General features: G+C 34.2%; 17 protein-coding genes and 1 pseudogene. 5 read left to right on the plus strand and 13 right to left on the minus strand.

Annotation, left to right across the window (positions count from 1 at the left end; all coding sequences use genetic code 11):
* Window positions 1–442: 442 nt before the first annotated feature.
* Window positions 443–523 (plus strand): annotated as a pseudogene (locus MHB74_RS29230) (YjcZ family sporulation protein); the annotation flags it as partial.
* 165 nt (window positions 524–688) lie between these two features.
* A complete protein-coding gene (gene def / locus MHB74_RS19450; RefSeq protein WP_061678281.1) occupies window positions 689–1,243 on the plus strand; it encodes a peptide deformylase in 555 nt (184 codons plus the stop codon).
* 58 nt (window positions 1,244–1,301) lie between these two features.
* On the opposite strand, the gene MHB74_RS19455 is transcribed toward def, so the two are convergent.
* A complete protein-coding gene (locus MHB74_RS19455) occupies window positions 1,302–2,075 on the minus strand; it encodes a Cof-type HAD-IIB family hydrolase (RefSeq protein ID WP_061678282.1) in 774 nt (257 codons plus the stop codon).
* Window positions 2,076–2,622: 547 nt separating this feature from the next.
* On the opposite strand from MHB74_RS19455, the gene MHB74_RS19460 reads away from it, so the two are divergent.
* Together MHB74_RS19460 and rnjA are read left to right on the plus strand one after the other, a co-directional pair.
* Window positions 2,623–2,835, plus strand: a complete 213-nt coding sequence (locus tag MHB74_RS19460; RefSeq protein ID WP_000576434.1) for a DNA-dependent RNA polymerase subunit epsilon — start codon at window positions 2,623–2,625, stop codon at window positions 2,833–2,835.
* Window positions 2,836–2,839: 4 nt separating this feature from the next.
* Window positions 2,840–4,507, plus strand: coding sequence for a ribonuclease J1 (gene rnjA / locus MHB74_RS19465; RefSeq protein WP_000670372.1), 1,668 nt, complete (start codon window positions 2,840–2,842; stop codon window positions 4,505–4,507).
* Between the two features lie 38 nt (window positions 4,508–4,545).
* Here the strand turns inward: rnjA and MHB74_RS19470 are convergent, their stop codons facing one another.
* The 10 genes from MHB74_RS19470 to MHB74_RS19515 form a co-directional block, all read right to left on the minus strand.
* Window positions 4,546–5,211: a potassium channel family protein gene (locus tag MHB74_RS19470; RefSeq protein WP_000504032.1), complete on the minus strand. Its 666-nt coding sequence runs from the start codon at window positions 5,209–5,211 to the stop codon at window positions 4,546–4,548.
* A gap of 83 nt (window positions 5,212–5,294) precedes the next feature.
* Entirely contained in the window at window positions 5,295–6,161 is an 867-nt protein-coding gene (locus tag MHB74_RS19475) for a hypothetical protein (RefSeq protein ID WP_061678283.1), read from the minus strand.
* A 254-nt stretch (window positions 6,162–6,415) separates the two neighbouring features.
* On the minus strand, window positions 6,416–7,546 hold the full coding sequence (locus MHB74_RS19480) for an N-acetyldiaminopimelate deacetylase (protein ID WP_061678284.1): 1,131 nt from the start codon (window positions 7,544–7,546) through the stop codon (window positions 6,416–6,418).
* 61 nt (window positions 7,547–7,607) lie between these two features.
* Complete coding sequence (dapD, locus tag MHB74_RS19485; protein WP_061678285.1) at window positions 7,608–8,330, minus strand: 2,3,4,5-tetrahydropyridine-2,6-dicarboxylate N-acetyltransferase; 723 nt, start codon at window positions 8,328–8,330, stop codon at window positions 7,608–7,610.
* Between the two features lie 71 nt (window positions 8,331–8,401).
* Window positions 8,402–9,286, minus strand: coding sequence for a LysR family transcriptional regulator (locus tag MHB74_RS19490; protein WP_061678286.1), 885 nt, complete (start codon window positions 9,284–9,286; stop codon window positions 8,402–8,404).
* 141 nt (window positions 9,287–9,427) lie between these two features.
* A complete protein-coding gene (gene cbpB / locus MHB74_RS19495) occupies window positions 9,428–9,871 on the minus strand; it encodes a cyclic-di-AMP-binding protein CbpB (protein WP_016086509.1) in 444 nt (147 codons plus the stop codon).
* 168 nt (window positions 9,872–10,039) lie between these two features.
* Window positions 10,040–10,231: an antirepressor AbbA gene (gene abbA, locus MHB74_RS19500; RefSeq protein WP_000818083.1), complete on the minus strand. Its 192-nt coding sequence runs from the start codon at window positions 10,229–10,231 to the stop codon at window positions 10,040–10,042.
* Between the two features lie 108 nt (window positions 10,232–10,339).
* The gene (locus MHB74_RS19505) at window positions 10,340–10,858 is read right to left on the minus strand and encodes a ribonuclease H-like YkuK family protein (protein WP_000896653.1); all 519 of its coding nucleotides are present in this window, start codon (window positions 10,856–10,858) and stop codon (window positions 10,340–10,342) included.
* A 74-nt stretch (window positions 10,859–10,932) separates the two neighbouring features.
* Window positions 10,933–11,082, minus strand: coding sequence for a hypothetical protein (locus tag MHB74_RS19510; RefSeq protein ID WP_061678287.1), 150 nt, complete (start codon window positions 11,080–11,082; stop codon window positions 10,933–10,935).
* 215 nt (window positions 11,083–11,297) lie between these two features.
* Window positions 11,298–11,534 carry a YkuJ family protein gene (locus MHB74_RS19515; RefSeq protein ID WP_000055151.1) on the minus strand — a complete coding sequence of 79 codons (237 nt, stop codon included), beginning with the start codon at window positions 11,532–11,534 and terminating at the stop codon, window positions 11,298–11,300.
* A 233-nt stretch (window positions 11,535–11,767) separates the two neighbouring features.
* Here MHB74_RS19515 and MHB74_RS19520 point away from each other — a divergent pair, with 233 nt between their 5' ends.
* Window positions 11,768–12,004, plus strand: coding sequence for a glutaredoxin family protein (locus tag MHB74_RS19520; protein WP_000717880.1), 237 nt, complete (start codon window positions 11,768–11,770; stop codon window positions 12,002–12,004).
* Window positions 12,005–12,114: 110 nt separating this feature from the next.
* On the opposite strand, the gene MHB74_RS19525 is transcribed toward MHB74_RS19520, so the two are convergent.
* Together MHB74_RS19525 and MHB74_RS19530 are read right to left on the minus strand one after the other, a co-directional pair.
* Window positions 12,115–12,603 carry a DUF3993 domain-containing protein gene (locus tag MHB74_RS19525; protein WP_061678288.1) on the minus strand — a complete coding sequence of 163 codons (489 nt, stop codon included), beginning with the start codon at window positions 12,601–12,603 and terminating at the stop codon, window positions 12,115–12,117.
* A gap of 182 nt (window positions 12,604–12,785) precedes the next feature.
* The gene (locus tag MHB74_RS19530) at window positions 12,786–14,003 is read right to left on the minus strand and encodes an EAL domain-containing protein (protein ID WP_000564301.1); all 1,218 of its coding nucleotides are present in this window, start codon (window positions 14,001–14,003) and stop codon (window positions 12,786–12,788) included.
* Window positions 14,004–14,029: the final 26 nt, after the last annotated feature.

Consider the following 14,029-nt stretch of genomic DNA (forward strand, 5'->3'; position numbering starts at 1 on the left):
TAATGTTTTTTCAGAAACATATTAATACAATCTTGATCACGTTTTTTAGTTTACAACTATTCTAATTACGATGTCAATTACTTTGAATACGTTTTTTTATAAATAATCTGCAGGTTTCTTCTACACAAACGTGTTTTTATTTTTCACATCTGTATTAGTAAGCATTAACCTGCTGTTATATTATTCCCTTTTTAACTTGTTTTTTCTCTTAGAATAATATGTAAACGATTTAATTCTTTTTAGTTTTTCTCTCTTCTTAACAAAAATATACAAACTCTTCTTCCTTTTATAGGTAATTACCCATACATTTCTACTCTTCCCTCCATACATTATAGTAACCGCAATATTAGCGGGAAATGATAAAGGAGGTCATCTCATGTACGGATACTCATATTGCTATCCAACTTGTTCATATCCTTCCTACGGTTATGGCGATTCTTGTGGTGGGTCTGGACGCGGCTTCGCCTTAATCGTTGTGTTGTTTATTCTTTTAATTATCGTTGGTGCTGCTTGCATTCGCTAATGTAAAATGAAACAACTATGGAAAAAAACAGACGGCTTTGCCGTCTGTTTTTTTATTACATACATAAATATTCTATAGTAAAAACGCTTTCCAAAGTGCTTCCCTACTTGTCGATGACTTTTTTCATCTCCTTTGGTAGACTAAAGAAGAAAGGAGAGATTACATATGCTTACAATGAAAGATGTCATTCGCGAAGGGGATCCTATTTTGCGAAACGTTGCAGAAGAGGTATCAATGCCGGCGAGCGAAGAAGATACAACTGCCCTTAAAGAAATGATTGAATTTGTAATCAATAGCCAAGATCCTGAAATGGCTGAAAAATATAGTTTACGCCCTGGAATCGGATTAGCTGCTCCGCAAATCGGTATTTCAAAGAAAATGATTGCAGTTCACGTAACAGATACGGACGGTACGTTATATAGTCATGCATTATTCAACCCAAAAATCATTAGTCATTCTGTTGAACGTACATTTTTACAAAGTGGGGAAGGCTGTCTATCAGTAGACCGCGAAGTACCTGGTTATGTCCCTCGTTACACAAGAATTACAGTGAAAGCAACATCTATCAACGGCGAGGAATTAAAATTACGTTTAAAAGGTTTACCAGCAATCGTATTTCAGCATGAGATTGACCATTTAAATGGTGTTATGTTCTATGACCACATTAATAAAGAAAATCCATTTGCTGCTCCTGACGATTCAAAACCTCTAGAGCGATAATAAAAAAGGCGGGAGTAATTCTTCCGCCTTTTTTATATGAAATGGGTTCCATATTCACTTATAGCAATCCAGCCCATTTTAAGCCATGATATATGCCGTCTTCACTAACATCCTTCGTCACATGATTTGCAAGTTTTTTCAAGTCTTCATGACCGTTCCCCATCACAATACCTGTCCCAACTGCTTCAATCATTTCTAAATCATTTAAGCCATCTCCAAATGCATACACTTGTTCACGGTTAAATCCTAATTTTTCAATGAATTTCTCTATTCCTTTTGCCTTCGAACCACCATTTGGAATAATATCCATTGAATATGCATGCCAGCGAATAAAATGAAAGTCTGGATACTGATTAATAAACTTTTCCTCTTCATTCACTTCACAGAAAAGAAGCGTTTGATAAATATTACGTTTCTCATAGAAATCAGGTTCATATGCCGGATGCTCAAAATTTAAGCTTCCAAAACCTTCTTTCACATAATCATGATATTCCACTGATGCTCTCATTTCTTGATGATCAAGATATACAAGTGGATATCCTTCTTGTTTTGCAAATTGAGTAAACTTATGTAAGGCAGCTGGATGTAACGGGTTATTAAATACTACCTCATCTTCAAATACAACGTACTGCCCATTAAAGCTAACATAATTGTGTATATTGAGTTCCTCACGAATATCTTCAAACATAAATGGCGCACGTCCTGTCGCAATTGCTACATGCACGCCTTTTTCTTGTAAATGTCTTACTGCATCTCGTGTAGATTGCGGAATCTTCTTATCATGATCTAATAATGTTCCATCAATATCAAAAAAGACAATTTTATCATTCATTTGTCAAAATCCTTTCTGTTACTCTATATTCCCATTTTGATTATCGCTTTTCAAATTCTAAAAAAAAGTATAACATATTAAACATCTGTGAAGAAAGCGTTCACTTTCTGACCTTATTTATGAAACCTGCATATATATATTAGTAAAAAATGTGGATACTTGTTCGTATGAATTTTCTTTTCTATTCTTTCTCATACTATACCTATAACTAACGGCTACTAATCGTTGCTATAGAATAACTTTCCCTGTATGAGAAAGGACAAGATTCAACATTCCCTGTTGTCTTCTTTCTTATATCAGAGGCGGAGTTTTCACTAGTAATATGCATGTTTAAAATAAGGAAAGGAAGGAGTAATCATGCTGAAGAAGCTGAAGAAAAAGCTCAAGCGTTATTTAAAAGGTCTAGTCCGTAAAAAGACAATCGCTTAAATTGTGCCCATTTCGGGCTTTTTCTTCATTCTCATTCGAAAAAACATGAAAATCGTGACTGTTTGCTTTATAATAAGTAACAGATAATGCAAAACATAGACAAGGAGAGGTTTTCCAAATGATTTTTAAAGTATTTTATCAAGACAAAATGACTGAGGTTCCAGTACGTGAAAATACAAAAGTTTTATATTTAGAGGCTACGTCTGAAAAGGATGTTCGTAAGAAATTAAATAAGTTCGCATATAATATCGAGTTCGTTCAGTCTGTTACTGGTGCTCATCTTGAATATGAAAAAGAAAACGCTGATTTAACATTAGCGGAAATCGTATAGTCATATGAAATTTCTAAAGAATGATCAGGCTGCCGTTTTTGCTTTAGGTGGACTTGGTGAAATCGGTAAAAATACATATGCTGTTCAATTTCAAGATGAAATTATTATTATTGATGCTGGAATTAAATTCCCAGAAGACGAACTCCTCGGAATCGATTATGTAATACCAGATTACACTTACTTTGTGCGAAACGAAGATAAAATTAAAGGATTATTCATTACACATGGTCACGAAGATCATATCGGTGGAATTCCTTACTTATTACGTCAAGTAAACATCCCGATTTATGGCGGGAAATTAGCAATTGCGCTAATCAAAAACAAATTAGAAGAGCACGGATTACTTCGTAAAGCAAAACTTTATGAAATTCAAGAAGATGATGTTATTAAATTTAAAAAGACATCTGTTTCCTTCTTCCGTACAACTCACAGTATCCCAGATTCATACGGAGTTGTTGTGAAAACACCTCAAGGACAAGTTGTTCATACTGGTGATTTCAAATTTGATTTCACACCAGTTGGTGAACCAGCTGACTTAACAAAAATGGCTGAAATCGGAAAAGACGGTGTACTTTGTCTCTTATCTGACAGTACAAACAGTGAAGTTCCAAACTTTACAATGTCTGAGCGCCGTGTTGGTGATAGTATTCAAGATATTTTCCGCAAAGTAGAAGGTCGTATTATCTTCGCAACCTTTGCATCAAATATCCATCGTCTACAACAAGTTGTTGAAGCGGCTGTTGAAAACAATCGTAAAGTTGCTGTGTTCGGTCGCAGTATGGAAGCAGCGATTGAAATCGGACAAAACCTCGGTTATATTCGCTGTCCGAAAGATACATTCATAGATACATCTCAACTAAACCGCCTACCGGCTAATAAAGTTGTTATTTTATGTACAGGTAGTCAAGGTGAACCAATGGCAGCACTTTCACGTATTGCTAATGGTACTCATCGTCAAATTCAAATCATTCCTGGCGACACAGTTGTTTTCTCTTCTTCACCAATCCCTGGTAACACAATTAGTGTAAGCCGTACAATTAACATGTTGTATCGTGCTGGTGCTGATGTAATCCACGGAAAACTGTCAAACATTCATACAAGTGGACACGGTGGACAAGAAGAACAAAAACTAATGCTTCGTCTAATTAAACCGAAGTATTTCATGCCAATTCATGGTGAATATCGTATGCAACGTATGCATATGAAGTTAGCAAATGATTGTGGTATTCCAGAAGAAAACTGTTTCATCATGGATAATGGAGATGTTCTTGCTCTTCGTTCAGATGAAGCAAGCGTAGCTGGTAAAATACCATCCGGATCTGTCTATATTGACGGAAATGGTATTGGAGATATCGGTAATATCGTATTACGCGATCGTCGTATTCTTTCTGAAGAAGGACTTGTTATTGTAGTTGTAAGCATTGATATGAAAGAGTTTAAAGTTGCAGCAGGACCTGATATTATCTCACGTGGTTTCGTGTATATGCGCGAAAGTAGTGATTTAATTAATGATGCTCAAACATTAATTACAACTCATTTAGAAAAAGTAATGGAGCGTAAAACAACACAATGGTCTGAAATTAAAAATGAAATTACAGACACATTAGCACCATTCCTATATGAAAAAACGAAACGTCGCCCAATGATTTTACCAATCATTATGGAAATATAAGAAAAAGGACAATACCTTCATGGTATTGTCCTTTTCTCTTATCTTAAAAAGTGTTTAAAACGATCTACTTCATCGTCATGACCAATTACAATTAATATATCTCCCGCTTGAATATTTTCCGTAGCTCGAGGAGATACAATAACTTCTTTACCACGTTTAATCGCTACAATATTCAATCCAAACTTCGCACGAATATCTAATTCGATTAAAGAATGACCATCAATTTTTTTATTTGCAATAATCTCTACAATACTATGCTCATCTGAAAGCTCAAGATAGTCTAATACATTACTTGATGCAATATTATTAGCAATCCTTTTTCCCATATCACGCTCTGGGTGCACAATGTGATCTGCCCCTATTTTACTTAACACTTTTTCATGGTAATCATTTTGAGCTTTTACAGTAATATTTTTTACACCTAACTCTTTCAGAATTAATGTTGTTAAAATACTTGAATTTAAATTGTCTCCAATAGCAACGACTACATGGTCAAAATTACGAATACCAAGACTTTTTAATACCATCTCATCTGTCGAATCTGCAATTACAGCATGTGAAGCTATATTTGCAAACTCATTAATTTTATCCTCATCTGAATCAATTGCCATTACTTCCATACCTAATTGAGCAAGTTCTCGGCAAATACTTCCACCAAAACGTCCAAGCCCAATGACAGCAAATTCTTTCTCTTTTTCACCCACAGGAATTCCTCCAATAACATCGAATACTATGTATTTTTATTGTAACATACTTTAGATTTGCTACAAAAACCTGTATATCATTCTTATTTTTGTTTTTGCATATAAAAATACTGTTGTAAATAAAATGCTATACTGAAAATTAACATACCAAATACAAATATATTTCCAAATGAACTAAATGTTTCAAAAACGAATAATAACGTTTCTTGTCCGAAGAAAGCAAATAATAATTGTGTAAATGCGAATAGTAATGCCAATATATAATGATGTTGATGGAATAAATAATGTGTTGCGCCTAAAAAAGCGATAAACGAAATGATGAAAATCCACCAATTTTCTAAAAATAGTTGCCAATTAGTAAATTGATATCCATTTACTAATATCGCAATAATCCCTATAACCGCCATCGTTGGCACACTCCAAAATAATGCTCGTCCTCTAAAGAAGAGAGTTCCTTTAACATCACCTTTTTCATGTGCAATGTATGTTAGTACTACCGTACTTATATACAAAACTGAAAGAATTGTTAAAACGATAATAAGCCAAAAATGCAATTGATAATACTCATGCTCTATGTTTGTCACAATAGCCGCTAACATACACGGGATTAGCATTCCAGTCCAACCATCTACTTTTCTTTCATTCCAAAACACCGTGTTACCAATCCGTATTCCTAACAACATAAAAATAATGATACCTAGTACAAATAATGTCGTTTTATTCCCTACTAAACTCGTTGAGAAAGCAATCAATCCAATAAATAAAAAAAGCACAAACCCATTCATAATTTCTAATACAGGTGATAAATATCTCTTCACCCATTTATATGTTTCGTCATATTCATGATTATCTACTAAACGGTAGGCATAAAAACTTATCCCAAAATACACCGCCGCAATAATTACATACGCATATAAGACGAAACACAAGATTGCACTGCTAATTTGCACGTAATTCCCCACCCTTTTTTCTATGTTTCACATTGATTTTACACACTTTTTACACGAAATGTAAACATATATAAGCTAGTTAACTAACCATCTTCTCAATAAGCGATAATGAATAATGAGCAGCGGCTCAAAACCACTGCTCATTACTTTATCCATTTGTATGCCGATGAATATCCAAAACAAATATAAAAGATGTTTCCATCTTGGAACTAACAAGTACCCACTTTAAATTTTTGCAAATTTGGCGAGCAAGTTTACTTTCTAGTCCCTTTCCACTTCACATATTGATCTAAAAATGCGATAGCTTTCTCAATAGCCTCTTCATCTGGTTTTAATTTTGCATGGTGTAAACCATATTCTGAATTTACCCCAAGCCAAAACATAAATCCAGGAATCTCTTGAAGCATATAACCAAAATCTTCTCCTGTCATTGCCTCAGTACATGTAATTACATTCATATCAGTTTGTTCACTTACAAACTGCATAAACTCTCTCGTTAATGCTTCATGGTTATATACTTGATGATACATCGCCCCGTAGTCAATGGCGGCTTCACATTGAAAGGAAGCTTCTATACCTGCAACAATTGCCTCAATCCTACTTTTAACACGACTCATTGATTCCACTGATAACGTTCGGATCGTTCCTTCTAACCGAGACTTTTCTGCTATGATATTTTGAACTGTACCACCTGTTATTTTTCCGATTGTAATTACTGCACTATCAAGAGGATTCACATTACGACTAATAACGGATTGAAGTTGTGTAACAAGGTGACTTGCTGCAACAATCATATCATTTGCAGTATGCGGGTAGGCTGCATGTCCACCTTTCCCCTTTAAATCAACATATAACTCTGATGTATTCGCAAATAATAGCCCCTCTTTTGTTGCAATTGTTCCTACAGCATATTCAGGTGCAATATGAAGGCCAAGAATTATATTCGGCTTCCATTCTTTTAACTCTTCACTCTCTAACATAGGAAGAGCCCCTCCTGGACCTTCTTCAGCTGGTTGGAATAGAAACACAAGGTCATCATCTATTCGCTCTGTTACAGCTGCTGTTAGAAGGCCTAAACCGATTGTTGTATGTAAATCATGTCCACATGCATGCATCATTCCTTCATGAATAGAAGCGAATTCATATCCAGTTTCTTCGGTAATTGGTAAACCGTCTATATCTGCACGATAACCAATAATTTTTTCTGGATTCTTTCCATTTACTTTAACAATGACACCCGTTTTCCATACTTTCACTTCCACATACTCATTCGAAAGCGTTCCTATGTAATCTAAAATATACTGTTGTGTTTTCCACTCTTTAAATCCAATTTCCGGTATTTTGTGTAAGTCTCTACGTATTTGAATGAATTTGCTTACTGCCATTTTTGCACCTCTATCTATAAAAAGCGTAAGAGCCAGTTATGCTCTTACGCTTTTTTTGTTTTTATTTCTCTGGGTTTAATTGACGAAGCTCTTGTTTAATTTCAGTTTTTGCTTTTGTCTTCTCATCAATCTCTTTAATTACACGTGCTGGAGTACCCGCAACAACTGTATATGGAGGCACATCTTCTGTTACAACAGCGCCTGCTGCTACAACTGCACCTTTACCTACTGTAACGCCTTCTAACACAACTACGTTAGCACCAATTACAACATCATCTTCAACAATAACTGGTTTTGCTGACGGCGGCTCAATAACACCTGCAAGTACTGCACCCGCACCTACGTGACAGTTCTTACCAACTGTTGCACGTCCACCAAGTACCGCGTTCATGTCAATCATAGTACCTTCACCAATTACAGCACCGATATTAATTGTTGCATTCATCATAATAACAGCGTTGTCGCCGATTTCAACGTGGTCACGAATAATCGCGCCTGGCTCAATACGAGCTTTAATACCTTTTAAATCAAGCATTGGAATCGCAGAATTACGACGGTCATTTTCAACAACGTAATCAACAATGTGCTTGCTATTTTCATCAAGAATTGTCTTAATATCAGACCATTCTCCAAATAATACACCAGACTTTTTATTTACAAATGCTTGTACCGTTTCAGGGAATGTTACTTCTTTTAAATCCCCTTTTATGTATACCTTTACAGGAGTTTTCTTTTCACTTTTTTGAATAAACGAAATAATTTCGTTAGCGTCCATCATTTTCATTCTTGTTGCCTCCTAAATCCATTTATAATGTTACTCTACCAAACGATAGAGCGAGTAGCAAGATAATAATCCTATTTTTCCATTTGAATTTCTTCTATAATTTCTAAAAACGCCCGTACTTGCTTCAATTGTCTGGCCGATTCACTCGTCAATAACCATGTTTCTCTCGTTAATTGAACAGGTGTTTTATACATATTTTCCTGTACTTCTTTTAAAACAGTAGAAGGTAAAAGAGCATAACCTATACCATTTAAAACGAGTTGTTTGCAAGTCTCAATTTGATCAACCACAATTGTTCTCTTAGGCGGATTAGAAAATAAACCATACCACCAATTTTGTATTTGTCCATAATAAGTCGAATCACTTTTAAATTGAATAAATGGTCTATTTGTTTCTTTTAACATCGAAATATCTTTTATTTCTTTGTCCACTAAATAAAGTTCATCTTCAAATAATTGTTGTTTCTGACCTTTATATTCTTGTGTGCCTCTCAATATAGCAACATGAACGTCCCCTTCATAAAATTGCTTTTGCACTTCACTACTCCAGCCAGTAAACAGCGATATTTTCACAGAAGGGTATTTATGTACAAACTTCTTCAAAACGGGCGGAAGCCAATATTGACCAATAACTGATGCAACAGCTATTTTTAACGTTCCGTGAGTTTCTGTTCTAAAAACAGCTAGCTCACTTTTAATATCCTCTTCTTTTTGTAGCATCTCTTTTGCATAATTTGCGACTTTTTCCCCTTCAGGTGTAATTGTCAATCCTTTTTGTGAGCGAATAAAAAACTTCATTCCCCATTGCTTCTCCATAGATTGTAATCGTTGACTAAGCGCAGGTTGTGAAACAAATAAACGTTCCGCCGCTTTTCTCATATTTGATTCCTGAGCTAACACAACCATCATTTGAAAATCATCAATTTGCAACTTTCTCCCTCTTTCCTTAGCTTCCATACACCTTATCTCAATAAGCTTTTCATCCTTAATTTAACTATATACTCTTATATTTTTTATCTTTTTAAATATAATACATACACAACTGATATGCACGAAAAAAAGTGACTTCTCCGCTTCTATGAAGTCACTTTTCTCACATTATCGATTATGTTGTCTTACTTTTTTATTCAACAATTTTAAAATAGCTCGACGTGTTAAAATCCCCTCAAAATATCCCTCTTCATTAACAGCGCAAATAAAAGGATGATCAATTGTCATTTCTAAAGCTTTCGCAAATGAATCTTCTAACTTAAGAACCGGAATGTCTTCCTTCATCACCTGTTCTACTTTCATTTCGTCAAGTCTTTCAAACTCAATGCGCTCTAGCCCTAACATACCGTCTAAAATCATAGCAGTACTAATTAACCCGTGCAATTTATACATCGGGTCTAAAACAGGTATCGCCGAATATCCAGATTTCACAAGAACGAGTAAAGCATGCTCTAAACCATTCCCCATTTGGACATGTGCTACTTTTTCTGATGAAATCATTAAATCTTTCACAAAAATTTGTTGAAACTCGTCTTTCGGAATACTAATCATGTTACATCCCCCATCTTCCCTTTTTCCTACTTTTAATCACCGACTCTATTCACATTTTATGATAGCGTTTTCATATTATTATTTTGTCCTTACTTTATTTCAATAAAAACAAAATTACACAGCTATTTTAGCATACAACACAAAAAAAGACTACCATTCCGGTAGCGCTTAATACCCCTTATTTTTTAATCTGTAAAATAACCTTGTAATTTTTTTATATTGCGTCACATCTGTCCGTTTTAAACCATTCTCAATATCTGTAAGTTCCACAGCTAAAATTTCACTCGCATAATTTTGCTGAAATAAAATATCTAGTAACAAACTCTCTTCTTCTTCTGTTAAAACAACTTCCCTTTTCATATACCCCTCTCCTTATACTCGCATCGTTACTCTTATTATATAAAATTTCCAGCCTATTTAATAGATGTAATATTCAGTTTTTAGTGAAAGATATATAAAAATTGTTTTTTATTTCGTATATCGATTTGCATAACTAAACGCCGCATAAGCATCTGGCTTAATTTTTGCAGTTAATCCCATCGCTTGAATTTTCGCTGTCATATCTAGAATAAATTCTTTTGTTAAACCATCATTTCCGATATCCAAGTGAATTTCCATTATAAATCCAGCCCCATCTTGAGCATATGGATGCAATAAATCCCATATTGTTTGTATATGTTTTGGAGTAAATAGGCATGCGATTTCTTGGCTAAACTGCGTCTCTAAATATATTTTCTCACGTAAAGTTGCTGGCTTATCTTTCACTGATTTATGGTGTAAACACCCCCAGGCACCTTTTCCAACGCGATGAATATGAATTGCCGTAATAAACCTCGTATCCTTTTGATGTGCCTGTGAGTCTGTCCCAATAGATAAGCGATACAAATTTCGTGGATCCTTTTCAATGAAGCTACAAATACGGCTAAAGACCATATCAAAATTTAAATGTCTCTCTGAAACATTATAAAATGTATGTTCACCGGCCACATAGTCACGTCCTTTCAATTAGACAGACTTTTCGTATTCTCATTGTATGGGACAAAAATAAAAATTATAACTTCCTATCCTTTATTCGTTTCAATATTTCGAATTACATACTGGCAAACTTGGCACGTATAAATTACATTTTGATTCGATTGAGCCGTTAATACATGAATAATCTCAGCAGAATTGTGACATTTAGGACAAATCACAACTGGTAAACGTTCCATACAACACACCTCCTCGTTATCTTTATCACGCTTTTGCTATCTGTAAACAACTAATTGGTGATGGCTAATAATCAGTATAGGACGAAGAATCCCTACTGATTACAATGTTACTTTATTACCATTGTAGGAAAAATGAAAAATCCCTATACATATATGCTAAAAAGTAATAGAACTAAAAAAGGTGTTGCCATATGGCAACACCTTTTTTATATGTATCAAGAAATGATATCGTAAATCTCAATTGCAACCATGTCGATATTATCGAATTGATACACTTGAGGTTTTTCACCTTGTTGATACACTTCTAACTCATACATTTCACTTTTATCGAAAAATTTCACGCTACATTTGCGCTCACCGTTCACTTCAAAATAGCGTTGTGCTACTTCACCGCTTTCAGCTTGTTCTTGTAGACTAACAAGTCGAGTTAAAATTCCTTGGAGTAGAGACATGAAATCTCTCCTTTCTCTGATCTTCCTACCAATAGGTTTTACAGCTATACTCATTCTATCCGTCATAACAGAAAAAATGTTCCACAGTCTAGGATAAAGGTTATTGGCCAGAAACTCAACTAAAAATTTGTCGAAATGCGAAGGAAAAAACAGAAAGAACATCTTTTCCCTTCTTTATTGCGATTTTTATACTGGAAGAATATAATAAAAAACAGAAAAAAGGAGGAATTACAATGAAAAAAATTGAGGTTTACACACAACCTGATTGTCCGCCATGTGTCATTGTGAAAGAATTTTTAAAGCATAATAACGTTGTATATGAAGAATTTGACGTAAAAAAAGACGCTGCTGCACGCAATCGTCTTTTATATGACTATGATTCATATTCAACTCCAACAGTTGTAATTGATGGAGAAGTTGTTGCTGGTTTTCAAATTGAAAAATTACAACAGCTACTCAATATTGAATAAGAATAGGTGAAGGCCTATTCTTATTCAATATTTGTGGGTAGTAATAGCCCAATTGGTGCAGGCTATTACTCAGTTAGAAGTGAATATCCCCCACCAATTAAAATTTTACTTTATAATTGTTGTAATCTTTTTATTTCAGTTAAAAGTTCTTGACTTTCATGATATCCAGCCATTTTCCATTTCCCTTGATCTCTTTGCAATGTTACAATTTGATATTGTCCACTTTTTGCCCGCTCATATACATATAAAATTTTATGCTCTTCATCATATGACATTTTCGTTTCTGAATGAAAAGAAAACGGTGCTTCTTTTGCCGGAAGTAAATATTCACCACTTTGTTTATCACTTCTACTATTTTCATCTGTAAATACTTGAAGGAAATTCTCTGTAAAATATGGTGATAACGTTTCTATCATCTTATTCATCGGCAAATGCTTCCCACGAATTGAGAATTGGGTTTCATAGCCTTTTTGTATCGTTGTAAACACTTCTTTCTGATCGATTTTCACTTCCTCTTTACCTAAAACAGTTGTGACACTATAACCAACTAGAAAGGCAACGCATACAAATAGAACTAACCATATTCCATATTTCCTCATTTTTTCACCTTCCTTTTAAGAGAACTTGTCTTTGTAGTATTCATTGTAACAATGATTATGCCAAGAAAGGGCTGGTTTCGTTCGTAAAATCTTTACAACGATAGACAGCATTTTCATCACCATTTTCACTATTACCAATTTATGATAAAAACAAACAAAAAATGCACGAATCTCTTCGTGCATTAAAATAAAACATCTTCTTCATATAAATATTCATACGATAAATCTATAAATAAAAAGTTTTCATCATCAATTGGGAAAGAAAATGTTCGTACCATCTCACCGGTTTCAATATCAGCATATAAATCTGAAAGTCTTGCCTTATTCTCAAAACGCATTTTCATAATATTTTCTAGAAAATACGGACGCCAACTCCAGTTTTTCATATAATACTCGGGCATCACAATCCATTCCCCATCTTTTTTCATAACGTTTCCTGATTGTTGGAAACCATCTTCGTTACAAATAAATATGCGGAAACTATACTGTGATACACTTTGGCTAAATTGTAATAACCAATCATTTATATCTTCATTCTTTTTCTGTTTGGCTAGAACATCACCAATTCGATCACGTAACATTTCTGTTAAATTATAAATTTTTTGTAATTTCTTCTTCTCATGTTGAATAAATTGATGACACTCATTACCAAGTCGTTCTTTCAAAACGTTCGTTTCAATAAAATCAGGTAAGCACTCTTTCAAATAATTCCCTTGATAATATCTACCACCGTTTTTCCAAGCATATTGTAGTTGATAAAAAGCATCTATCTCTTCATACAACAATGTCGCACCAATTCTTCTAGCAAGTAATGATAAAGAATATAAAATATCTTGATAAGATTGTAAAAGTGCAGTTTGCCTTAAGTTTGTTAAATCTACTTTTAAAATATCTGGCGCTAACACGCTAATACGTTCTAAATTACTTGTACCCGTTCCGACTTTATTAATCGAAATTTGAATACCATATGTACGATAATACATAAGCAAATGATTAAATTGCTCTATATCTTCTTTGCATTCATGTTCTGTAATTTCTAAAACAATGTGTTTCAAATTTAAACCTTGCTCTTCATACATCAATAAAAGTTGAAGTAAACTTTCATCATCATCGTTCATTAATACGTTAGCATTCCGATGTATAAATAATAATAGTTTTTGATCACTTTCTAAATAACGATTTAAAGCTTTTTCTACTATAATATTGTCCGCTTCCAGTTGAAACTCACTTGGAATAGAATCATCATGAAAGAAAGAAGCTAAACTTTGTATGCCCTCTTCTGTTTGAATACGTCCTACTACTTCATATCCGATTACAGTATGCTCATCAGCACTAAAAATAGCTTGATAATAAGGAAGGACTTTATCCAAGTTACTCATTACATCTAATGCATCTATCAACGTGCTTCCCTCCCTTTACTTTTCAA

Origin of the sequence: Bacillus sp. FSL K6-0069, from assembly GCF_038007785.1 — a bacterium.
Lineage (GTDB): Bacteria > Bacillota > Bacilli > Bacillales > Bacillaceae_G > Bacillus_A > Bacillus_A mobilis.

Coding starts and splice junctions, on each gene's coding strand:
- def (WP_061678281.1), top strand. CDS start 689: ATGCTTACAATGAAAGATGTCATTCGCGAAGGGGATCCTATTTTGCGA.
- MHB74_RS19455 (WP_061678282.1), bottom strand. CDS start 2,075: ATGAATGATAAAATTGTCTTTTTTGATATTGATGGAACATTATTAGAT.
- MHB74_RS19460 (WP_000576434.1), top strand. CDS start 2,623: ATGATTTTTAAAGTATTTTATCAAGACAAAATGACTGAGGTTCCAGTA.
- rnjA (WP_000670372.1), top strand. CDS start 2,840: ATGAAATTTCTAAAGAATGATCAGGCTGCCGTTTTTGCTTTAGGTGGA.
- MHB74_RS19480 (WP_061678284.1), bottom strand. CDS start 7,546: ATGGCAGTAAGCAAATTCATTCAAATACGTAGAGACTTACACAAAATA.
- dapD (WP_061678285.1), bottom strand. CDS start 8,330: ATGAAAATGATGGACGCTAACGAAATTATTTCGTTTATTCAAAAAAGT.
- MHB74_RS19490 (WP_061678286.1), bottom strand. CDS start 9,286: ATGGAAGCTAAGGAAAGAGGGAGAAAGTTGCAAATTGATGATTTTCAA.
- cbpB (WP_016086509.1), bottom strand. CDS start 9,871: ATGATTAGTATTCCGAAAGACGAGTTTCAACAAATTTTTGTGAAAGAT.
- abbA (WP_000818083.1), bottom strand. CDS start 10,231: ATGAAAAGGGAAGTTGTTTTAACAGAAGAAGAAGAGAGTTTGTTACTA.
- MHB74_RS19510 (WP_061678287.1), bottom strand. CDS start 11,082: ATGGAACGTTTACCAGTTGTGATTTGTCCTAAATGTCACAATTCTGCT.
- MHB74_RS19515 (WP_000055151.1), bottom strand. CDS start 11,534: ATGTCTCTACTCCAAGGAATTTTAACTCGACTTGTTAGTCTACAAGAA.
- MHB74_RS19520 (WP_000717880.1), top strand. CDS start 11,768: ATGAAAAAAATTGAGGTTTACACACAACCTGATTGTCCGCCATGTGTC.
- MHB74_RS19525 (WP_061678288.1), bottom strand. CDS start 12,603: ATGAGGAAATATGGAATATGGTTAGTTCTATTTGTATGCGTTGCCTTT.